General features: G+C 68.4%; 20 protein-coding genes. 13 read left to right on the top strand and 7 right to left on the bottom strand.

The features are described from left to right. A partial coding sequence (locus HMPREF2581_RS05205) for a condensation domain-containing protein (protein WP_070702880.1) occupies window positions 1-1,372 on the bottom strand: 1,372 nt, incomplete at its 3' end. Window positions 1,373-1,690: 318 nt separating this feature from the next. On the opposite strand from HMPREF2581_RS05205, the gene HMPREF2581_RS05200 reads away from it, so the two are divergent. From HMPREF2581_RS05200 to HMPREF2581_RS05165, 8 genes are read left to right on the top strand one after another with little or no spacing between them, the layout of a single operon-like run. Next, window positions 1,691-2,902 carry a PepSY-associated TM helix domain-containing protein gene (locus HMPREF2581_RS05200; protein WP_003106912.1) on the top strand — a complete coding sequence of 404 codons (1,212 nt, stop codon included), beginning with the start codon at window positions 1,691-1,693 and terminating at the stop codon, window positions 2,900-2,902. Next, window positions 2,899-3,438, top strand: coding sequence for a hypothetical protein (locus HMPREF2581_RS05195; RefSeq protein WP_003139248.1), 540 nt, complete (start codon window positions 2,899-2,901; stop codon window positions 3,436-3,438). The genes HMPREF2581_RS05200 and HMPREF2581_RS05195 overlap by 4 nt, the downstream gene beginning before the upstream one ends. Further along, entirely contained in the window at window positions 3,435-3,764 is a 330-nt protein-coding gene (locus HMPREF2581_RS05190) for a hypothetical protein (protein WP_003089624.1), read from the top strand. The genes HMPREF2581_RS05195 and HMPREF2581_RS05190 overlap by 4 nt, the downstream gene beginning before the upstream one ends. Next, the gene (locus HMPREF2581_RS05185; protein ID WP_003139246.1) at window positions 3,761-4,321 is read left to right on the top strand and encodes a DUF6162 family protein; all 561 of its coding nucleotides are present in this window, start codon (window positions 3,761-3,763) and stop codon (window positions 4,319-4,321) included. The genes HMPREF2581_RS05190 and HMPREF2581_RS05185 overlap by 4 nt, the downstream gene beginning before the upstream one ends. Window positions 4,322-4,353: 32 nt before the next feature. Beyond that, a complete protein-coding gene (locus HMPREF2581_RS05180) occupies window positions 4,354-5,307 on the top strand; it encodes a metal ABC transporter substrate-binding protein (protein ID WP_003113055.1) in 954 nt (317 codons plus the stop codon). Further along, the gene (locus HMPREF2581_RS05175; RefSeq protein WP_003106905.1) at window positions 5,304-6,059 is read left to right on the top strand and encodes a metal ABC transporter ATP-binding protein; all 756 of its coding nucleotides are present in this window, start codon (window positions 5,304-5,306) and stop codon (window positions 6,057-6,059) included. The genes HMPREF2581_RS05180 and HMPREF2581_RS05175 overlap by 4 nt, the downstream gene beginning before the upstream one ends. Next, window positions 6,056-6,961 carry a metal ABC transporter permease gene (locus tag HMPREF2581_RS05170; RefSeq protein WP_003106903.1) on the top strand — a complete coding sequence of 302 codons (906 nt, stop codon included), beginning with the start codon at window positions 6,056-6,058 and terminating at the stop codon, window positions 6,959-6,961. The genes HMPREF2581_RS05175 and HMPREF2581_RS05170 overlap by 4 nt, the downstream gene beginning before the upstream one ends. Beyond that, the gene (locus HMPREF2581_RS05165) at window positions 6,958-7,875 is read left to right on the top strand and encodes a metal ABC transporter solute-binding protein, Zn/Mn family (protein ID WP_003111290.1); all 918 of its coding nucleotides are present in this window, start codon (window positions 6,958-6,960) and stop codon (window positions 7,873-7,875) included. Before HMPREF2581_RS05170 ends, HMPREF2581_RS05165 begins: the two co-directional genes overlap by 4 nt. Window positions 7,876-7,974: 99 nt before the next feature. Here the strand turns inward: HMPREF2581_RS05165 and HMPREF2581_RS05160 are convergent, their stop codons facing one another. From HMPREF2581_RS05160 to HMPREF2581_RS05140, 5 genes are all read right to left on the bottom strand, one after another. Further along, window positions 7,975-8,739: a thioesterase II family protein gene (locus tag HMPREF2581_RS05160; protein WP_003139244.1), complete on the bottom strand. Its 765-nt coding sequence runs from the start codon at window positions 8,737-8,739 to the stop codon at window positions 7,975-7,977. Then, window positions 8,740-8,958, bottom strand: a complete 219-nt coding sequence (locus HMPREF2581_RS05155) for an MbtH family protein (protein ID WP_003089636.1) — start codon at window positions 8,956-8,958, stop codon at window positions 8,740-8,742. Window positions 8,959-9,035: 77 nt separating this feature from the next. After that, window positions 9,036-10,445, bottom strand: a complete 1,410-nt coding sequence (locus HMPREF2581_RS05150; RefSeq protein ID WP_003089638.1) for an aspartate aminotransferase family protein — start codon at window positions 10,443-10,445, stop codon at window positions 9,036-9,038. Between the two features lie 178 nt (window positions 10,446-10,623). Continuing rightward, window positions 10,624-11,943: a PQQ-dependent sugar dehydrogenase gene (locus tag HMPREF2581_RS05145; protein WP_003130002.1), complete on the bottom strand. Its 1,320-nt coding sequence runs from the start codon at window positions 11,941-11,943 to the stop codon at window positions 10,624-10,626. Further along, window positions 11,936-12,361: a DUF2231 domain-containing protein gene (locus tag HMPREF2581_RS05140; RefSeq protein ID WP_003111287.1), complete on the bottom strand. Its 426-nt coding sequence runs from the start codon at window positions 12,359-12,361 to the stop codon at window positions 11,936-11,938. Before HMPREF2581_RS05140 ends, HMPREF2581_RS05145 begins: the two co-directional genes overlap by 8 nt. Before the next feature lie 358 nt (window positions 12,362-12,719). Between HMPREF2581_RS05140 and treA the strand changes: the two genes are divergently transcribed. Continuing rightward, window positions 12,720-14,357: an alpha,alpha-trehalase TreA gene (treA, locus tag HMPREF2581_RS05135; protein ID WP_003139240.1), complete on the top strand. Its 1,638-nt coding sequence runs from the start codon at window positions 12,720-12,722 to the stop codon at window positions 14,355-14,357. Between the two features lie 3 nt (window positions 14,358-14,360). On the opposite strand, the gene HMPREF2581_RS05130 is transcribed toward treA, so the two are convergent. Next, entirely contained in the window at window positions 14,361-15,299 is a 939-nt protein-coding gene (locus HMPREF2581_RS05130) for a LysR substrate-binding domain-containing protein (protein WP_003105956.1), read from the bottom strand. A gap of 100 nt (window positions 15,300-15,399) precedes the next feature. Between HMPREF2581_RS05130 and HMPREF2581_RS05125 the strand changes: the two genes are divergently transcribed. From HMPREF2581_RS05125 to HMPREF2581_RS05110, 4 genes are all read left to right on the top strand, one after another. Next, the gene (locus tag HMPREF2581_RS05125; protein ID WP_003139236.1) at window positions 15,400-16,260 is read left to right on the top strand and encodes a pirin family protein; all 861 of its coding nucleotides are present in this window, start codon (window positions 15,400-15,402) and stop codon (window positions 16,258-16,260) included. Between the two features lie 97 nt (window positions 16,261-16,357). Beyond that, complete coding sequence (locus tag HMPREF2581_RS05120; protein ID WP_003139235.1) at window positions 16,358-17,038, top strand: hydrolase; 681 nt, start codon at window positions 16,358-16,360, stop codon at window positions 17,036-17,038. An 81-nt stretch (window positions 17,039-17,119) separates the two neighbouring features. After that, entirely contained in the window at window positions 17,120-18,538 is a 1,419-nt protein-coding gene (locus HMPREF2581_RS05115) for an OprD family porin (protein ID WP_003139233.1), read from the top strand. 33 nt (window positions 18,539-18,571) lie between these two features. Further along, window positions 18,572-19,492, top strand: coding sequence for a SphA family protein (locus tag HMPREF2581_RS05110; RefSeq protein ID WP_003111281.1), 921 nt, complete (start codon window positions 18,572-18,574; stop codon window positions 19,490-19,492). Window positions 19,493-19,567: the final 75 nt, after the last annotated feature.

Genomic DNA, 19,567 nt, shown 5'->3' with positions numbered 1-19,567 from the left:
GCGCCTCGAACAGGTCGGTCGCGTAGGTCAGCGCGGCGTACAGGCGGCCGCCCTTCTCGTAGGTATCCAGGCTCAGGTCGAACTGGGTGGTACGGCTCTTCCAGTCGAGCTGGCCGAAGCTCAGGCCGGCCACGCTGTCCAGCGCCTCGATGTCGGCCACCAACGGCTGGTGGTTGTACATCACCTGGAACAGCGGGCTGTGGCTCAGGCTGCGCTCGACCTTGAACGCCTCGACCAGGCGCTCGAACGGCAGATCCTGATGGGCCTGGGCGCCAAGCACGGTGTCCTTGAGCCCGGCCAGCAGGGTCGCCACCGACGTGCGGCCGTCGAATACCGAGCGCAGCACCTGGGTGTTGACGAACAGGCCGATCAGCCCTTCCACCTCGGCGCGGTTGCGGTTGGCGATGGGGACGCCGACCCGTAGGTCGGTCTGCCCGCTATAGCGTTGCAGGAGGATATTGAAGCCGCCGAGCAACAGCATGAACAGGGTCAGCCCCTGGCGTCGGGCGGTGCCGCGCAGGGCCTCGGCCAGGGCCGGCTCGATGCTGAACTCGTAACGGCTGCCACGGTAGCTGGGAACCACCGGACGCGGGTGGTCGGTCGGCAACTCCAGGACCGGATGCCGCTCGCCGAGCTTGCCGCGCCAGTACTCCAGCTGGCGCTCCTGCTCGCCGGCCTCCAGCCAGCTGCGCTGCCACAGGGCGTAATCGGCGTACTGGATCGGCAAGGCCGGCAGGCCGGGCTCCGCGCCAGTCGCATAGGCACTGTAGAAACGACTGAATTCTTCGATCAGCACGTTCATCGACCAGCCGTCGGACACGATGTGATGCAGGGTCAACAGCAGCACATGCCGCTCCTCGCCCAGGCGGATCAGGCGGACCCGCAGCAACGGCCCCTCGCACAGGTCGAACGGCTGCAACGACTCGCGCTGCGCCTCCTCGCGCAGGCGGGCTTCCTGCTCGGCCTCGGGCAGGCCGCTGCAATCCTCGAAGGCAACCTCCAGCGGGCGTTGCAGGGGCGCCTGCGCCAGGCTGTCGTCGGCGCCGCGCGGGAACACCGTGCGCAGGGTTTCGTGACGCTGCACCAGGCTGGCGAAGGCGCGCTCCAGCGCCTGGCGGTCCAGCGGCCCGTTCAGGCGCACCGCGCTGGGCAGGTTGTAGGCGCCACTCTGTGGCTCCAGGTGCCAGAGGAACCACATGCGCTGCTGGGCGTAGGACAGGCGGTCGCGCTCGGCCGAAGACACGCCGGCCGGAATCGGGAACAGCGAGAAATCGATTCCCTCCCCTCGCAGGGTTTCGAGGAAGACCCGACGCTTCTCAACGGGTAGTTCGATAAAGCGGCGGGCAAGCTTGAGGGAATCTTCTGCGTTCATCGGTCTTCTTCCGTGCACATGGGCAACGAGCGCGGGGCTCGGTCATTCATGTGAAACGGACGACACATCGTGAAAATTAACCGGACAGCGACTTCCGGTCGCACCTTGGCCGATCGGTTTTTTTGCATAGCCATCAGGCGTTTACGGAAGCCCTCGGACAAGCCGCCGGCACCAGGCTGAAAGCAACTGCGAAACATTTGCTTTCATCTTCCCCTTCAGGTTCTACCGGCCTCATTCGTCCTATATGGATGAACGGGGCGCATCCAGTCCCCGCAACCCATGGTCGGTGCCCACGACCCCTAACCTACCGTTAGCCTCATGTCGAAAAAGTCCCGCTCCAGACTCTGGTTCCTCGTCCACAGCTGGCTGGCCCTGCCCATCTGGTTCTTCGTCCTGATCGTCTGCGTCACCGGCACCCTGGCGGTGGTCAGCCAGGAGATCGTCTGGCTGGCCAACCCTGACGTCCGGGCCAGCAAGCCCTACGAAGATGCCGAGCCGCTCAGCTTCAGCCAGGTCCTGAAGGCGATCAACGAAGCCCAACCGGACCTCCTGGTCGAATCCATCCAGCGCCCCGACGAAGAGCATTTCGCCCTTACTGCCGAGGTCAGCTATCCCGGCGGCAGCGAGGCGACCCTGTACATCAACCCCTACACCGGCGCCATCCAGGGCGAAAGCCCCTCCTTCGACTTTCGTCAGTTCACCCGTGCCCTGCACGGATGGTGGCTGGTTCCGTTCAACAACGGCTACAGCTGGGGCTGGTACATGGTCTCGCTGCTCGGCCTCCCCATGCTGGCATCGCTCATCACCGGGCTGGTGGTCTATAAACGATTCTGGAAGGGCTTTCTCAAACCCAGATTACGCATCAACCAGGGCGCCCGGATCTTCTGGGGCGACTTCCATCGCCTGAGCGGCATCTGGTCGATCTGGTTCATCGCCCTGATTTCCATCACCGGCACCTGGTTCCTGATCCAGGCCATCCTTGCCGACAACCACGTCACCCTGACCAACGACGGCATCCCTCCGGTCATCGCACGCGCCGACGTGCCCCGCGCCGCACCCGGTCAGAAGGTTCCATACATCGAGCTGGACGAGGCGGTGCGGCTCGTCACCGGGCGTATCCCCAGCCTGGAGGCCAGCGCGGTGTTCCTGCCCGGCAACGCCTACAGCCCGATGTTCGTGGCCGGACGCGGCTGGTATCCGCTCATGTTCCAGTCGGCCGCGCTGAACCCTTATACCGGCAAGATCGAAACCACCCGCCTGCTCAGCGACCGTACCCCCCTGCAGTTCGTCACCGAATCCATGCGTCCCCTGCACACCGGCGATTTCGGCGGTATCTGGGTCAAGCTGATCTGGTTCGTCTTCGGCCTGCTGCTGAGCATGATGGTGCTCAGCGGCCTGCTGATCTGGAGCAAGCGCACCGCACAGGCCACCGCCGCGCTGGTCAAGCGCGGCAAGCGCCCGGCGCGCCAGCCGAAACCGGCCAAGCCGGCGCCGGTAATGGCCAACCAGACCGCGGAGGGACAGCCATGAGCAAGGCCGCCGTTACCCAGCCCGTTTCGCCGCTGCGCCAGTTCTGGCTGCGCTGGCGTTTCCACCTGAACGTTCTGCTGATCCTGATCCCGCTCGGTTTCATGCCGCGTTATTTTGCCGACATGGCGTTGTTCTCTGGCAGCAGCGGACTGGGTGAACGCGAGATCGGCGAAGTCCAGGTAGGCCCCTGGAGTCTCAAGCTCGCCGAATGGCGTATCGAACCGCCGCACGACGAAGGCCCCGCCGGCTTCATGAAGGACTTCAATGCCGCCCTCTGCCAGGCCTGCATTCCCCAGGTCAAGGCGACCTACCTGCGCATCGGCAAGCCGCGCAGCCTGCGTGCCGCCGGGGTGATCTTCTTCGGCAGCCCCTACCGCATGGGCACCAGCGTGCCGATCCCGCCGCGCACCCGGCCCGACGCCGAGCTGTGGATCACCATGGAAGGCTGGGACGGCTCCATGCACCAGGCTTCCATTCCCCTGGCCGAGGCATCCCCCGCCACCGTGGCCTGGCTGAACAAACGAGGTAAGCAATGAGCATCCACACCCGCCCCTGGCGCCTGCCCCTGGCCGCCCTGTTGCTCGGCCTGAGCGGCGCGGCCCTGGCGCACAACCCGATCTGCGAATGCGAGGAAGTGCAGGCCGGCGAGATCCGCTGCAAGGGCGGCTTCTCCGACGGCAGCGGCGCCCCCGGCGTAACCCTCGACGTGATCGGCTACGACGAGCAGATCCTGGTTCCCGGCAAGCTCGGCGCCGACTCGACCCTGACCTTCAAGCGTCCCGACGGCGAGTTCTACGTGCTGTTCGACGCCGGTCCCGGCCACGTGGTGGAAATCGACCACGCCGACATCGCCGCGCCATGAGCGTCGAAACCGTCCGCCCGGCCGGCGCCGGCCACGAGACCCTCTACGTACTGCTCGGCAGCGTGCTGATCCTGGCCCTCGCCGCCACGGTGGTCGGGCTGCGCCAGCAGTCCCATGAAGCGCAAGCCCTGGACGCCCACCAGGTGGACGCCCGGCTCGACCTGAATGCCGCCGAACAGGGCATCTATGCCGACCTGCAGGTCGCCGCCGAAGACATCCAGGCGCGCCTGGACGACGGCGAAGCCGCGCCCTCCGTCGACGAACTGGCCGCCGAGGGCTTCCCGCCCTTCGTCGCCGACGTCGCCGCGAGCAGCCGCGGCGAGCACCGCTGGAGCCACGGCGAAACCGCCGGGCGTCCGAGCTACCTGGGCGTCAGCGGCAAGCCCGGGGTGGCCGGCTCGTTCCTCCTGCTGCTCGACCCCGCCGAAGTCTGGCTGAAGCCCGCCGCGGCCGCTGCCGGCGCCGTACCGGGCGACGCCCGCGCCCTGGCCGACGCCGGCTGGCGCCAGGTGGTCAGCCGCTTCGACGCCGGCGTGACCCGTCAGCACCGCCATTGATCGCACATCGACTCCACAGAAGGCGTTTTTCCATGCTGTTCTCCCGTCGCTCATCCCGTCCGCGCGGCCTCGCCGCCCTCCTCCCGGGCCGCGCCCTGCTGGCCGCCCTGCTGCTGGCCCTGCTCGCCCCGCTGGCCCAGGCCGAAGACGGCAAGCGCCTGCGCATCGGCATCACCCTGCATCCCTACTACAGCTACGTGAGCAACATCGTCGGCGACAAGGCCGAGGTGGTGCCGCTGATCCCCGCCGGTTTCAACCCGCATGCCTACGAGCCGCGCGCCGAGGACATCAAGCGCATCGGCACGCTCGACGTGGTGGTGCTCAACGGCGTCGGCCACGACGATTTCGCCGAGCGCATGATCGCCTCCAGCGAAAAGCCCGGCATCCCGGTGATCGAGGCCAACGCCAAGGTGCCGCTGCTGGCCGCCACCGGCATGGCCGCGCGCGGCGCCGGCAAGGTGGTCAACCCGCACACCTTCCTGTCCATCAGCGCCTCGATCACCCAGGTCAACACCATCGCCCGCGAACTGGGCAAGCTCGACCCGGCCAACGCCAAGGCCTACACCCGCAACGCCCGGGCCTACGCCAAGCGCCTGCGGGCCCTGCGCGCCGACGCCCTGGCGCGGCTGAACAAGGCCCCGGCCGCCGACTTCCGCGTCGCCACCATCCACGGCGCCTACGACTACCTGCTGCGCGAATTCGGCCTGGAAGTCACCGCCGTGGTCGAGCCGGCCCACGGCATCGAGCCGAGTCCGAGCCAGTTGAAGAAGACCATCGACCAGCTCAAGGCGCTGGACGTGAAGGTGATCTTCTCCGAGATCGACTTCCCCTCCACCTACGTCGAGACCATCCAGCGCGAGTCCGGGGTGAAGCTCTATTCGCTGTCGCACATTTCCTATGGCGACTACAGCGCCGGCAAGTACGAGGAAGAAATGGCGCGCAACCTCGACACCGTGGTCCGCGCCATCCAGGAGTCCGGCGCATGACCGTGGCCGAACGGCTTTGCGCCACGCCTTGCGGGCCGGCCATCGAGTTCGCCGGGATCGACCTGAGCCTCGGCGGCAGCCGCATCCTCGATGGCGTGCGCCTGCGCGTCGAGGCCGGTAGCGTGCACGCGCTGGTCGGACCGAACGGCGGCGGCAAGAGTTCGCTGGTCAAGACCCTGCTCGGGCAGATGCCGCATCGCGGCGAGCTGCGCCTGGAGTGGCCCGGCGCGCCCGGCTGCATCGGCTACGTGCCGCAGGCGCTGGAGTTCGACCGCGGCCTGCCGCTCACCGTCGACGATTTCATGGCCGCCATGTGCCAGCGCCGTCCGGCCTTCCTCGGCCTGTCGCGCAGCCGGCGCCCGGCGATCGACGCGGCCCTGGAGCGGGTCGGCATGCTGGCCAAGCGCGGTCGGCGCATGGGCGCCCTCTCCGGCGGCGAGCGCCAGCGCGTGCTGCTGGCCCAGGGCCTGGTACCGCCGCCGCAACTGCTGGTGCTGGACGAACCGATGTCGGCCCTCGACGAGGGCGGCATCCAGGTCTTCGAGCGGCTGCTGCTGGACTGGCGCCAGGCCGGCGTCACCGTGCTCTGGATCGAGCACGACCTGGAGGCCGTCGGCCGCCTCGCCGACCGGGTCAGCGGTCTCAACCGCCACCTGCTGTTCGACGGTCCGGCGGCCAGCAGCCTGACCCCGGAACGCCTGCTCACGCTGTTCTCCACCCAGCCCCGGAAGAACGCGGAGGCCAGCCGATGAACGACGCCTACGAACAACTGCGCCAGGCCGTCCAGGCCTGGGCCGCCGCCGGCTACCTGCCGGAGACCCTGGCCTACGGCTTCGTCGTCAACGCGCTCCTCGCCGGCCTGCTGATCGGCCCGGTGCTCGGCGGCCTCGGCACCCTGGTGGTGGTCAAGCGCTTCGCCTTCTTCTCCGAGGCGGTCGGCCACGCCGCGCTCACCGGCGTGGCCATCGGCATCCTCCTCGGCGAGCCCTACACCGGGCCCTACGGCAGCCTGTTCGGCTACTGCCTGCTGTTCGGCGTCCTGCTCAACTACCTGCGCAACCGCACCGGCCTGGCCCCGGACACCCTGATCGGGGTGTTCCTCTCGGTGTCCCTGGCGCTCGGCGCCAGCCTGCTGCTGGTGCTGGCGGGCAAGATCAACGTGCATATCCTCGAGAACGTGCTGTTCGGCTCGGTGCTGACCGTGAACGGCCATGACCTCGCGGTGCTGGCGGCGGTCGCCGTGCTGGTGCCGTGCCTGGCCCTGCCGCTGTACAACCGCATCATGCTGGCCAGCTTCAACCCGCAACTGGCGGCGGTGCGCGGGGTCGCGGTGAAGAGCCTGGACTACCTGTTCGTGGCCCTGGTGACCCTGGTCACCGTCGCCGCGGTGAAAGTGATCGGCGCGATCCTGGTCGGTGCCCTGCTGGTGATCCCGGCGGCGGCGGCGCGCCTGGTTAGCCAGTCGCTGAAAGGGTTCTTCTGGCTGGCGGTGCTGATCGCCACCGTCAGCACGCTGGCCGGTATCCTGCTGCCGATCATGTTCGACCTGCCGATTCCCTCCGGCGCCGCGATCATCCTGGTCGCCGGCCTGGCCTTCGGCCTCGCCGCCATCGCTCGCGGCTGCCTGCCGCACCTGAAAGGAACCCCCGGATGAACCTGAAACCCCATTGCCTCGCCCTGGCCCTGGCTTGCGCCGGACTCGCCGGCCCGCTCCCGGCCCTCGCCGCGACGCCGGCCGCGGCTCAGTCCGCGCAAGTCACGGTACTGGCCAGCCTGCCGGTCACCCACGCCCTCGCCGAACGCCTGCTGCGGGACACCGAGGTCAAGCTGCAACGGGTCGCCCCGGCCAACCTGCCGGCCAGCCGCCAGGCCTCGTTCTTCGCCGGGCGCGGCGCCGGCGGCCTGGCCAAGGCCGCCGGGCAGGCCGACGCGGTGATCGACCTGCGCTCGATCTGGAGCGACGACCCGCTCTACCCGCTGGCCCGCCGTAGCAATATCCGTATCGTCGAGATCGACGCCGCGCGTCCGGTGGATGGCGCCCTGCCCGGCATCGCCCTGCGCCCCGGCAGCGACCTGCATGCCTACCCCTGGCTCAACCCGACCAACCTGGGGCGCATGGCCGATGTCCTTGCCAGCGACCTGGAACGCCTGGCGCCCGGCGCCGCAGCGACCATCCAGGCCAACCTGGCGACACTGAAGAAGCAATTGCTGGAAGCGACCGCCAGTAACGAGACTCGCCTGGCGAAGGCCGACAACCTCAGCGTGATCAGCCTCTCCGAACGCCTCGGCTACCTGCTCGCCGGGCTCAACCTGGACCCGCTGGACGTGGAGATCCAGGCCGACGACGGCTGGACCGAGACCAATATCCAGGCTTTCGCCGAGGAGCTGAAGAGCGAGGACATCGCCCTGGTCCTGCACCATCGCCAGCCACCCAAGCCCCTCGCCGATGCCATCGCCGCCAGCGGCGCACGCCTGGTAGTGGTGGACACCGAGGCGGCGGACCCGGTGGCCGGCCTGGAAAGCGACATGAAAGCGATAGTCGAAGGGCTGCTGGCCGGTAAAGGCTGAGCCGCGCCTCGTAACGAAAAAGGCCGGGGAGCGCTGCTCCCCGGCCTTTTTTTCGTCGACATCGGACCCGCCGCAGGGCCTATGGCGCCCTCGCGGGCATCAGCAGATCGCCGCCGACTCCACCACCAACGCCGCGGCGCCCTGCCCCGCGCGCCAGGCCTCGACCTGGCGCTCGACGACCGCCAGCACCTCGGCCTCGCGCTGATGGATGAAGAAGTGCCCGCCGTCGAACAACTCCAGTCCGAAACCGCTGCGGGTTTCCTCGGCCCAGGCCAGCAACTGTTCCTCGCTGGCCTTGTCCTCCCTGCCGCCAAGCGTTCGGATCGGACAGGCCAGCGGCGGGCGCCGCTGGTGACGATAGCTGCCGCAGAGCAGGAAATCAGCGCGCAGGATCGGCAGGGTCAGGCTCATCAGCTCGCGGTTGCCCAGCACCTCTTCCGGCGTACCTTGCAGGTCGCGCAGGTCGGCGATCAGCTCGGCGTCGCTCTTCGGTTCGGCGAAACCGCGGTCATACTCGGCGCGTCGCGACGGCGCCGCGGTGCCGCAGGCGAAGAACCCCAGCGGCGTCGGGCAACCCAGTTCGCGCAAGGCATACAGCACCTCGCAGGCGAGCAAGGCGCCGAGGCTGTGGCCGAGCATCGCGTAGGGGCCCTGGCGGACCTCGTCGTGCAGCTCGCGCGCCAGTTGCTGCGCCAGGCTCGCCAGGTCGGTCTGCAACGGCTCGGCCATCCGCGCCCCGCGCCCCGGCAACTCCACCGAACGCACCGCCAGCCAGGCCGGCAGCTTGCGCCGCCAGCGGCTGTAGGTCATGGCGCTGGCGCCGGAATACGGCAGGCAGAACAGCCGTACGGGCGTACCGCCCACTCAGCCGGCCGCCTTGTCCATGTGCTGGCGCAGGCTCAGCGGGCGCATGTCGGTCCAGACTTCCTCGATGTAGGCCAGGCAGTCCTTCTTCAGGCCGCTCTTGCCGGCCGCCCGCCAGCCCTGGGGAATCTCCTTGTATTCCGGCCAGATGGAATACTGCTCCTCATGGTTGACCACTACCTGGAACTGGATGTCGTCACGGTCGAACACTGAAGTCATTGCTTGCTCCTGATGGGATCGAACGGCCGCGCGCAGCACGGCCCTTGCGTTGGATAACGAAAAGCCCGGCGGGAAAATTAGCCGGCCAGCGCCGCGCCGAGGGCGCGGGCGAAACGCCGGGCCACCTCGTCGATCTGTTCGGCGCCGATGATCAGCGGCGGCAGGAAGCGCACCACGCTGCCGTGGCGGCCGCCCAGTTCGAGGATCAGGCCGCGCCTCAGGCACTCGCGCTGGACCCGCGAGGCCAGGGCGCCGTCGGTCGGCGGATGACCGAGGGCATCCGCCTCGCCCTGCGGGTCGACGATCTCGACCCCGAGCATCAGCCCCCGACCGCGGATATCGCCCAGTTGCGGATAGTCGCGCTGGAGGATGCGCAGGTGCTCGGCCAGGCGCTCGCCCATGGCCGCCGCGTGGGCCGCCAGGTCGTGTTCCTTCAGGTAGCGCATCACCGCCGAACCGGCGGCCATGGCCATCTGGTTGCCGCGGAAGGTGCCGGCGTGGGCGCCGGGCTGCCATTTGTCCAGCCATTCGCGGTAGACCACCACCGCCAGCGGCAGGCTGCCGCCGATGGCCTTGGACAGCACCACCACGTCGGGGACGATGCCGGCGTGCTCGAAGGCGAACATCCTGCCGGTACGGGCGAAGCCGCTCTGGATCTCGTCGACGATCAGCGCCACCCCGGCCTGCTCGGTGATCCGCCGCAAGCCGCGCAGCCAGTCGAGATCGGCCGGGACCACGCCGCCCTCGCCCTGGACCACCTCGACGATCACCGCCGCCGGCAACTGCACGCCGCCTTCCGGATCGTTCAGCAGGTTCTCCAGGTAGTGCAGGTTCGCCTTGACCCCCGCCTCGCCGCCGAGACCGAACGGGCAACGGTAATCGTAGGGATACGGCAGGAACTGCACGCCCGTGCTGAGCACCGCGCCCAGCGGCTTCTTCGGTCCGAGATTGCCCATCAGCCCCAGCGCGCCCTGGCTCATGCCGTGGTAGCCGCCCTGGAACGACAGGATGGTGCTGCGCCCGGTGGCGGTGCGTACCAGTTTCAGCGCGGCTTCCACCGCGTCGGTGCCGGTCGGGCCGCAGAACTGGATCTTCGCCTCGGCGGCCAGCGCCGGCGGCAGCAGGCCGAACAGGTCCTGGACGAACTGGTCCTTCACCGGGGTGGTCAGGTCGAGGGTGTGCAGCGGCAGCTCGTCGGCCAGAACCTGGCGGATCGCCTCGATCACCACCGGATGGTTGTGCCCCAGCGCCAGGGTGCCGGCGCCGGCCAGGCAATCGATGAAGGTACGCCCCTCGACGTCCTCCACCAGCAGCCCCCTGGCCTTCTTCAGCGCCAGCGGAATCCGCCGCGGATAGCTGCGCGCGTTGGACTCCTGGCGGCTTTGCCGTTCCAGCAAGGGCGACTGGGAGAACTCGTAGAGCGTTTCGCCCTCCGCCGGGGTGGCGCGGAGCGGCTGGTCTTCGATGACGCTGGTGGCGACGTGCATGTCTTCAACCCTCAAGGCGTGGTGGTGTTCCACTGGCAACCGGCGATCCGGCCGCCAGGGGCGGCATTCGCGGATCGGATGCACAGGAGACGCAGGAGGGACGCACGGATTTACTGCGCCGGACCGCAGCACCGTGCCCGGACCGCCAGCTCCGGCCCGGACACCGTCGAGCGGGCCGCTAGTCGGTGCCCGCGGCGCTCACCCGCCAGATCGCGTTGCCGACGTCGTCGGCGATCAGCAACGCGCCGTCGGCCGCCTGCGCCAACCCCACCGGCGCGCCGAACAATTGCTTCTCGTCCGCGGAGACGAACCCGGTCACCACCGGCTGCGGCGCACCGGCGGGCTTGCCGTCGGCGAACGGCACATGGACCACCTGGAAGCCGCTGACCGGCGAGCGGTTCCAACTGCCGTGCTCGCTGACGAAGGCGCCGTTGCGATAGCGCTCGGGCAACTCGTTGCCGGTGTAGAAGAACAGGCCCAGCGCGGCCACGTGGGAACCCAGCGCGTAGTCGGGGACGATGGCCTTCGCCACCAGGTCGGGACGCTGCGGCTTCACCCGCGAATCCAGGTGCTGGCCGAAGTAGCTGTAGGGCCAGCCGTAGAAGCCGCCCTCCCGTACCGAGGTCAGGTAGTCCGGGACCAGGTCGTTGCCGATCTCGTCGCGCTCGTTGACGATGGTCCACAGCTTGCCGGAGACCGGTTCCCACTGCAGGCCGGTCGGGTTGCGCAGGCCGGAGGCGTAGATGCGGCTGCCGCGGCTGGCGACGTCCACCTCGAGAATCGCCGCGCGACGGTATTCGATCGCCGCGCCGTTCTCGGTGATGTTGCTGTTCGAACCGACGCCCACGTAGAGCTTGCGCCCGTCGGGACTGGCGAGCAGCGCCTTGGTCCAGTGGTGGTTGATGGTGTCCGGCAGGTCGGTGAACTCCATCCCCGGGTCGGCGACCCGGGTTTCACCCGGCACGTAGCGGTAGCGCATGATATTCCCGGTATTGGCGACATACAGGTAATCCCCCACCCGCTGCACGCCGAACGGCGAGTCCAGCCCTTCCAGGAACACGTACTTCTGCCACTGGCCTTCGGCGCCGGCTCGGCGCAGCAGGGTGATGCGGTTGCCGCCCTTGCCGGCCTTGCCGGACTGGCCCTTGACCATCCCCGCGATGAGTTGCTTCGGCGTGGTCACCGGCGCGGTGCCGGGCGAGTTGGCCTCCACCACCAGCACATCGCCGTTGGGCAAGACCAGCAACTGGCGAGGGTGTTGCAGGCCATCGGCGATCTTCTCGATCTTCAGGCCCTGGGCCACCGTCGGCTTGGCCTCTCCCGACCAGCCCACGCCTTCCGGTACCTTCATCGGCGGCAGAAGGAAGTGCTTCGGTTCCGGAAGCGCCGGATTGGCGCCGGTCTGCTGCTGCGGATCGTTCTGCGACCCCTGGTTGCAGCCGGCCAGGACCAGGCCGAGGGCAAGCGCGACGGGGCGCAGCGAGTGGAGGCTAGCCATGCGCCACCTCCTCCGCGGATACCGCCAGGAGCGCCTCTCCCAGCGCCAGCAGCAGCACCGTCGCGATCGACAGCCATAGCCCGGCCGGCATCACCGCATAGGCGTCGCGGCTGTGCACGAAGGCATTGAAGATGGCCAGGACGATGCCGGCGAACTTCAGCAAGGAGGAAACCCTGGCCGCCGCGACGACCGCCGCGCGCCGCAGCAGCCATACGCGGCACAGGTCGACGACGCAGGGCAGGATGGCGAACAGCAGGCCGAGACTGATCAGCCAGGCCGCGCTCTTGCCCCACATCACCTCCGCCGTGGCGAAATAGGTGGCGTCGAAGACCAGGGCGGCGACGAAGAAACCGAAGGGAACCGGGTTGAGGACGTTGTAGAAGGCGTCCAGGGGTCTGAAGCGTAGTGCGGTGGCCATTGCGAAACACTCCTCTCGGGAAACGCAGGCTTCCCGACGTGAAGGGACGGGCAGGAGATTCGAACCGCCGAGGCCCTGCGCAAGGCGCGGGCAGCGGGGAACGGCACGGCGAAACGGCGACTGGGGGGCTCGCGCCCCTTCTGCGACGGACCTGCACGAAGCGCTGGAGTTCATCCGCAAGGACCTGTCGGAAGCGATAGGTACGCTGGCGATCCTTCCGATGGAACTTCGTGCGCCGCGACTCACCGAAACAGGGGTAGCGCCCTTCCCGGCCCTCCCGCCGGGTTGCCGCGCCGCCCCAGGCGCACCCCGCCGGCGACCGATCCGCGCCCGGCGTTTGCCGAAGAGGAGACAGCCGATGCCTGATCGAACCGCTCTACCCCGCGCCATGCTCGCGGCCTGGGTCCTGCTCCTGCTGGCGGCCTGCAGCCAGGGCCCGGCGCCTACCCCGCCCGCGTCCTGGGGTTGGCAGGACGCCAGCGGCGAACGCGCGATCGCCCCCGACGAAGCCTATCCCGAGCTGTTCCAGGCGGTGCAGGAGAGCCGGCTGTTCAGCGACCAGAAACACTTCGTCGATGCGCTCCCGCTGCGCGAGCCTGCACGGATCCGCGCCGACTACCTGCGCGAGAGGGAGCGGCCCGGCTTCGACCTGCGCGCCTTCGTCGGCCGCAACTTCGAGGAGTCCGGCAGCGTCGAGACCGCCCCGCCGGAAGCGGGCGCCGATCTCGCCAGCCACATCAGCGACCTGTGGCCGGCGTTGACCCGCCACTACGAGCAGGTGCCGGCCCACAGCAGCCTGCTGCCGCTGCCGAAACCCTACGTGGTCCCCGGCGGACGCTTCCGCGAGGTGTACTACTGGGACTCCTACTTCACCATGCTCGGCCTTGCGGAGAGCGGGCAGCACCAGCGGGTGCGCGACATGCTCGACAACTTCGCCTACCTGATCGATACCTACGGGCACATTCCCAACGGTAACCGCAGCTACTACCTGAGCCGTTCGCAGCCGCCGTTCTTCGCCTACATGGTGGACCTCCAGGCAAGACGCGAAGGCGACGCCGCCTACCGGCGCTACCTGCCGCAATTACAGAAGGAATACGCCTACTGGATGGAAGGCTCCGCCGGGCTGCGCCACAACGAGGCGCGCCTGCACGTGGTGAAACTGGCCGACGGCAGCCTGCTGAACCGCTACTGGGACAACCGTGACACACCGCGCCAGGAGTCCTTCCTGGAGGACCGGGCGACCGCCGCGCGCGCCCCGCAGCGCCCCGCGGGCGAGGTCTATCGCGACCTGCGGGCCGGCGCGGAAAGCGGCTGGGACTTCTCCTCCCGCTGGCTGGACGACGGCCGCGAACTAGCCAGCATCCGCACCACCGCCATCGTCCCGGTGGACCTCAACGCCCTGCTCTACCATCTCGAACGAACCATCGCCAAGGCCTGCGCCAGCAGCGCGCTGAAGGCCTGCGAGCAAGGCTACGGAGCCCGCGCGGAGAAGCGACGACAGGCCATCGAAGACCACCTCTGGCACCCGGCGGGCTACTACGCCGACTACGACTGGCAACGCCGGCGGCCCATCGAGCGGATCAACGCCGCCAGCCTCTTCCCGCTATTCACCGGGCTGGCCTCCGCCGAACGCGCCGGTCGTACCGCCGACAGCGTCGCCGCCCAACTGCTGCGCCCGGGCGGACTGGCCACCACCACCCGTGCCAGCGGCCAGCAATGGGACGAGCCGAACGGCTGGGCACCCTTGCAGTGGGTCGCCGTACAGGGCCTGCGCGCCTACGGCCGGGACGCCCTGGCGGAAGACATCGGCCGGCGATTCCTCGCCCAGGTGCAGCAGGTCTACGACCGCGAAGGAAAACTGGTGGAGAAATACGACATCAGCGGCAACCAGGGCGGCGGCGGCGGTGGCGAGTACCCGCTGCAGGACGGCTTCGGCTGGTCCAACGGCGTGACCCTGCAACTGCTCCGACTCTACGGCCCGGGCGCCGGTCGCTGAGCCTCAGCCCGGCGCCGGGTACTGGCGCTGCGCGGCGTCGGCGAAGCCTGCGGCGAGAAAGTCGATCAGCGCGCGGACCGAAGGCAACAGCCCGCGCCGCGAAGGGAACATTGCCACCACCATGCCTTCCACCGGCGTCCACTCCGGCAGCACCCGCACCAGCCGGCGCTCGGCCAGGTCGCGACTGACCACGCAGAGCGGCAGGCCGCCGATCCCGACGCCCTCCAGCACCGCCTGGCGCAAGGTGCCGAGGTCGTCGCTGAGCAGTTGCGGGCGCAGGTTGAGGGCCGCGCTGCTGCCATCCGCGCCGACCAGCCGCAGGCTGCCGTCCAGGCGCGAACGCTCCCAGCCGACGTAGGGCATCGCCGACAGGTCGGCCGGCAGCTCCGGCGGGCGGTAGCGGGCCAGCAGCTCCGGGCTGGCCACCAGCACCTGCGGACTGCGTGCCAGCACCTTCATCACCAGGTCGCTGTCCTCCAGCGGCGGGAAACGCAGCGACAGCGAGATGTCGTAGCCTTCGGCGATCACGTCGACCCGGCGATTGAAGGTCTTCACGTACAGCTCGACGTTCGGATACTGCGCCATGAAGCGCGCCAGCATCGGCGCCAGTTCGAAGTGCAGCAGCGGCGTCGAGCAGGTCAGGCGGACCATTCCGCACGGCTCCGAGCGGTTCTGTTCGATGACGTCCTCGGCAGCCTCCGCTTCCACCGTCATCGCCACGCAATGACGGTAATAGGCCTGGCCGATCTCGGTCACCTGGAATTGCCGCGTCGAGCGCTGCACCAGGCGTACGCCCAGGCGCGCCTCGAGCTGCGCGACCTTGCGGCTGATGGTCGACTTGGGAATCCCCAGCACCCGCCCGGCGGGGGCGAAGCCACCGTGCTCGACCACCTTGGCATAGATGAAAAGCGCGTTCAGATCGAACACCAGCTCACCACTCATCGTTCCACCTGCGAGACTCTGAGACTTGATTTGCGGACTACCGGTTCCCACTCCCGGGAACTAGCGTATCGCTCCATCGACTCAATCGAGGAGCACCGACGTGAAAAAGGTCCTGGGAATCTACGGCAACGCCAACCGCCACTGGGTGGGCGACGGATTCCCCGTTCGTTCGCTCTTTTCCTACAACACACTGGGCCAGCATATCAGCCCGTTCCTCTTGCTGGACTACGCCGGGCCTGCTGATTTCCCCCCCGCACAGCAGCGCCGCGGCGTAGGCCAGCATCCTCATCGCGGCTTCGAGACGGTGACCATCGTCTACCAGGGCGAGGTCGAGCACCACGACTCCACCGGCGCCGGCGGACGCATCGGGCCGGGGGATGTGCAGCGGATGACGGCGGCCTCCGGGATCCTCCACGAGGAGTACCACTCGGAACGCTTCCGTAGCACAGGTGGAACGCTGGAAATGGTCCAGCTATGGGTCAACCTGCCCTCCAGCGACAAGATGAATCCGCCGCGCTACCAGACCCTGCTGGATGCCGACATTCCCCGCGTCGGCCTGCCCGACAGGGCCGGCGAACTGCGGGTGATCGCCGGACGCTACGGCCGCCACCAGGGGCCGGCGCTGACCCACTCGCCACTGGCGGTCTGGGACGTGCAACTGAAGGCCGGCAAGCACCTCGCCCTCGACCTGCCCAAGGGACATACCTGCGCCGTGGTGGTCCTGCGCGGCACCCTCGCGGTCGGCGACGAGATCGTTCGCGAAGCCCAGGTCGCCCTGCTCGACCGCGACGACCCGCGGCTGGAACTGGAAGCCAACAACGACGTGCAGTTGCTGGTGCTCAGCGGCGAGCCGCTGGACGAGCCGATCATCGGCTATGGCCCCTTCGTGATGAGCAGCCGCGAGGAAATCGACCAGGCCATCGAGGACTTCGAGAACGGGCGCTTCATCCGCGCCCACTGAAGTCCGCCCCCCTACGACATGGCCCGCGCAGGAAGCGCGGGCCCGGCCGGGCTTTGCCCGAAATTCACGGACGACCACCCTGCAAGAGGAAATGGAAATGAGCGCTCCCGCCAACTTCAACGGCCAGACCCCGAAGATCGATCCGGCCAACGCCGCCATGTTGCTGATCGACCACCAGAGCGGCCTGTTCCAGACGGTCAAGGACATGCCGATGACCGAACTGCGCGCCAACGCCACCACCCTGGCCAAGGTCGCCACCCTGGCGAAGATCCCGGTGATCACCACCGCCTCGGTACCGCAGGGCCCCAACGGCCCGCTGATCCCGGAGATCCACGAGGCCGCGCCGCACGCCCAGTACGTCGCGCGCAAGGGTGAGATCAATGCCTGGGACAACCCGGAATTCGTCGCCGCGGTGAAGGCCACCGGCAAGAAGCAACTGATCATCGCCGGCACCATCACCAGCGTGTGCATGGCCTTCCCCAGCATCGCCGCGGTACACGACGGCTATCAGGTGTTCGCGGTGATCGACGCCTCCGGCACCTACTCCAAGATGGCCCAGGAAGTCACCCTGGCACGGGTGGTCCAGGCCGGCGTGGTGCCGATGGACACCGCCGCGGTCTGCTCGGAAATCCAGCGCACCTGGAACCGCGACGACGCTGTGCAGTTCGCCGAAGCCTACAGCGCGGTATTCCCGCACTACCAACTGCTGATCGAGAGCTACGCCAAGGCCCAGGCCGTGGTCAACAACCACGAGCAACTGGATTCGCAGCGCAAGTGATCCATGGGAAGGAAGGGGCTGCACGCCCCTTCTTTTGCCGAGCAGGAGCCTGGTGGACAGCAACGACTACGGACCGGACCCATGCCTGATTCCTCCATGAAGCGCGGGGCTACGCTCTGCCTTGCCCTTGCCATAGGTCCGGGCTCGCTCCTGGCCGACGACTCCCTGGGCCATCGCGACAACATCAGCACCGGCCTGAACCAGCGGCAGAAAGCCGAAATGAAGGTGCCGCCGGGCTTCGTCGAAGGCTCGACGCTGAACGGTTTCCTCCGCAACTACTATTTCGCCCGCGACAACCACGACACCCCGTCCCGCCGCGACCAGCGCGAATGGGCCCAGGGCCTGATGCTGTCGTTCCGCTCCGGCTATACCGACACGCCGATAGGCATCGGCCTGGATGCGCACGCCTTCTACGGCCTGCGCCTGGACGGCGGTGGCGGCAGCGGCGGTGCCGGCGTGCTGCCGCTGGACTCCGCCGGTCGCCCCGCCGACAGCTTCTCGGCGGCCGGCGCGGCCCTCAAGCTGCGCGGCCTGGACAGCCTGCTGAAGATCGGCGACCAGTTGCTGGAGAACCCGGTGATCGCCAGCGGCGTCAGTCGCATGGTGCCGCAGAGCTACCGTGGCGTGACCCTGAAGAACTACCATTTCCGCGCGCTCGAACTGGACGCCGGCTTCGTCGAAGCCACCCGCCTGCGCAACCAGAGCGGCCATAGTCATCTCACCAGCGGCTACGGCAACGGCACCAAGGGCGGTATCGCCGCCGATCGCGAAAGCCCGCACATCGCCTGGCTGGGCGCCAGCTACAGCGCCCCCGGCGGCAGCCAGGCGACGCTCTACAGCGGCCGCCTGGCGGATATCTGGAACCAGCACTACCTCGGCCTCAGCCAGCCGTGGCGGCTTTCCAGCCAATTGACCCTGACGCCCTGGCTGCATTACTACAAGACCCGCGACCAGGGCCGCAGCCAGCTCGGCCGGATCGACAACGACCTCTACAACGCCGGGCTGACCCTGGCCGGCGGCGGCCAGTCGCTGAGCCTCAGCCTGCAAAAGGTCGATGGCGACACCCCGTTCGACTTCATCGCGCAGAACGACCGGACCTTCCTCTACGAAAGCAACGCCATGCAGTACGCCGACTTCAACGGCCCCGGCGAGCGCTCGTGGAAGATCCAGTACCAGGCCAGCCTGGCCTTCCTCGCCGCCCCGGACTGGCAATTCGGCGCCGCCTACGGCCGTGGCCAGGCCGACCTGACCCGGGTCGACCCGGACAGCGCGGGCTACGGCTACCTCTACAACCCCAATGGCAAGAACGCCCAGCACTGGGAACGCGACCTGTCGCTGCGCTATGCCTTCCCCGCCGGCCCGGCCAAGGGCCTCAGCGTGACCCTGCGCTGGGCCACCCACCGCCCCGGCGAAGGCTACACCGCCCCCGGCAACACCCGCGGCAACTCCAGCTCCGACGAATACCGGGTGGTGGTCGACTACCCGATCAGGTTGCTCTGAACCCACGGAACCAGAAAAAAGAGAAACTCCCTCATGCGTGCAGCCCTGCTACCCACCTTCGGCGCCCTCTCCGCCGCGCTCTGCCTGGAGGCCCGCGCCGACGCCGTCGCGCTGCCGCCGCTGGCGCTCGGCAACGCCAGCTTCATGGACGGCGTCAGCCGTCCCGGCATGCTCTTCGAACTGCCCCTGCAATACGTTCGGGCGAACAACGCCAGCGACGCCGGCGGGCATTCGGTTCCCGGTCGGCAACGGGTTCGTGGCACCACGCTGTTGCCGCACTTCGCCTACCTCAGCCAGAACACCCTGCTCGGCGCCCACTACGGCGCCGAAGTGCTGCTGCCGCTGGTACGCCTGGACCTCGATATCGACGGCGGCCCGGACGGCCGGCGCACCCGCCAGGGCGACCTGATCGTCAGTCCGCTGATGCTGCAATGGGGGCCCGCTACGCTGTTCGGCCGCCCCTACTGGCAGCGCCTGAACTTCGTCTTCTCCCTGCCCACCGGCGACTACGACAAGGACGCCGCGATCAACACCGGCAGCAACACCTGGATCTTCAACCCGCACTACGCCTTCACCTGGGAACTGGGCGAGCGCCTGGAACTCAGCGGCCGCCTGCACTACGCCTGGATCAGCCGCAACGACGACCCCTCGCCGCGCCTGGGCGCAAACGACGTACAGCCGGGACAGGCGCTGCACGCGAACTTCTCGATCTCCTACGCGCTGGACCCGCACTGGCGGATCGGCCTGGCCGGCTACCAGTTGAAACAGATCAGCGCCGACCGCATCGACGGCCACCGGCAGGCCGACTCGCGCGAGCAGGTCTTCGGCATAGGCCCGGGGGTGATGTATAGCCAGGGCAGGCAAACGCTGTTCGCCAACCTCTACGCCGAAAGCGGCGCGCGCAACCGCAGCGAAGGCAACCAACTAACCCTGCGCTACCTGCTGGCGTTCTGAATCGGCGGATAACGCCCTGGAAACGCCGACACCTCCCCGGGTCCGTAGGGCGAATAACCGCTCGCGGTTATCCGC

This window comes from Pseudomonas sp. HMSC057H01 (genome assembly GCF_001836405.1).
Taxonomy (GTDB): Bacteria; Pseudomonadota; Gammaproteobacteria; order Pseudomonadales; family Pseudomonadaceae; genus Pseudomonas; species Pseudomonas aeruginosa.
Note: the sequence above shows the minus strand (reverse complement) of the source record. Positions and strands in the feature narration are given on the sequence as shown.

What these genes read in the sequence shown, in the direction of transcription:
- HMPREF2581_RS05200 (WP_003106912.1), top strand. Translation starts at nt 1,691, where the DNA reads ATGTCGAAAAAGTCCCGCTCCAGACTCTGGTTCCTCGTCCACAGCTGG.
- HMPREF2581_RS05195 (WP_003139248.1), top strand. Translation starts at nt 2,899, where the DNA reads ATGAGCAAGGCCGCCGTTACCCAGCCCGTTTCGCCGCTGCGCCAGTTC.
- HMPREF2581_RS05190 (WP_003089624.1), top strand. Translation starts at nt 3,435, where the DNA reads ATGAGCATCCACACCCGCCCCTGGCGCCTGCCCCTGGCCGCCCTGTTG.
- HMPREF2581_RS05185 (WP_003139246.1), top strand. Translation starts at nt 3,761, where the DNA reads ATGAGCGTCGAAACCGTCCGCCCGGCCGGCGCCGGCCACGAGACCCTC.
- HMPREF2581_RS05180 (WP_003113055.1), top strand. Translation starts at nt 4,354, where the DNA reads ATGCTGTTCTCCCGTCGCTCATCCCGTCCGCGCGGCCTCGCCGCCCTC.
- HMPREF2581_RS05175 (WP_003106905.1), top strand. Translation starts at nt 5,304, where the DNA reads ATGACCGTGGCCGAACGGCTTTGCGCCACGCCTTGCGGGCCGGCCATC.
- HMPREF2581_RS05170 (WP_003106903.1), top strand. Translation starts at nt 6,056, where the DNA reads ATGAACGACGCCTACGAACAACTGCGCCAGGCCGTCCAGGCCTGGGCC.
- HMPREF2581_RS05165 (WP_003111290.1), top strand. Translation starts at nt 6,958, where the DNA reads ATGAACCTGAAACCCCATTGCCTCGCCCTGGCCCTGGCTTGCGCCGGA.
- HMPREF2581_RS05155 (WP_003089636.1), bottom strand. Translation starts at nt 8,958, where the DNA reads ATGACTTCAGTGTTCGACCGTGACGACATCCAGTTCCAGGTAGTGGTC.
- HMPREF2581_RS05150 (WP_003089638.1), bottom strand. Translation starts at nt 10,445, where the DNA reads ATGCACGTCGCCACCAGCGTCATCGAAGACCAGCCGCTCCGCGCCACC.
- HMPREF2581_RS05145 (WP_003130002.1), bottom strand. Translation starts at nt 11,943, where the DNA reads ATGGCTAGCCTCCACTCGCTGCGCCCCGTCGCGCTTGCCCTCGGCCTG.
- HMPREF2581_RS05140 (WP_003111287.1), bottom strand. Translation starts at nt 12,361, where the DNA reads ATGGCCACCGCACTACGCTTCAGACCCCTGGACGCCTTCTACAACGTC.
- treA (WP_003139240.1), top strand. Translation starts at nt 12,720, where the DNA reads ATGCCTGATCGAACCGCTCTACCCCGCGCCATGCTCGCGGCCTGGGTC.
- HMPREF2581_RS05130 (WP_003105956.1), bottom strand. Translation starts at nt 15,299, where the DNA reads ATGAGTGGTGAGCTGGTGTTCGATCTGAACGCGCTTTTCATCTATGCC.
- HMPREF2581_RS05120 (WP_003139235.1), top strand. Translation starts at nt 16,358, where the DNA reads ATGAGCGCTCCCGCCAACTTCAACGGCCAGACCCCGAAGATCGATCCG.
- HMPREF2581_RS05115 (WP_003139233.1), top strand. Translation starts at nt 17,120, where the DNA reads ATGCCTGATTCCTCCATGAAGCGCGGGGCTACGCTCTGCCTTGCCCTT.
- HMPREF2581_RS05110 (WP_003111281.1), top strand. Translation starts at nt 18,572, where the DNA reads ATGCGTGCAGCCCTGCTACCCACCTTCGGCGCCCTCTCCGCCGCGCTC.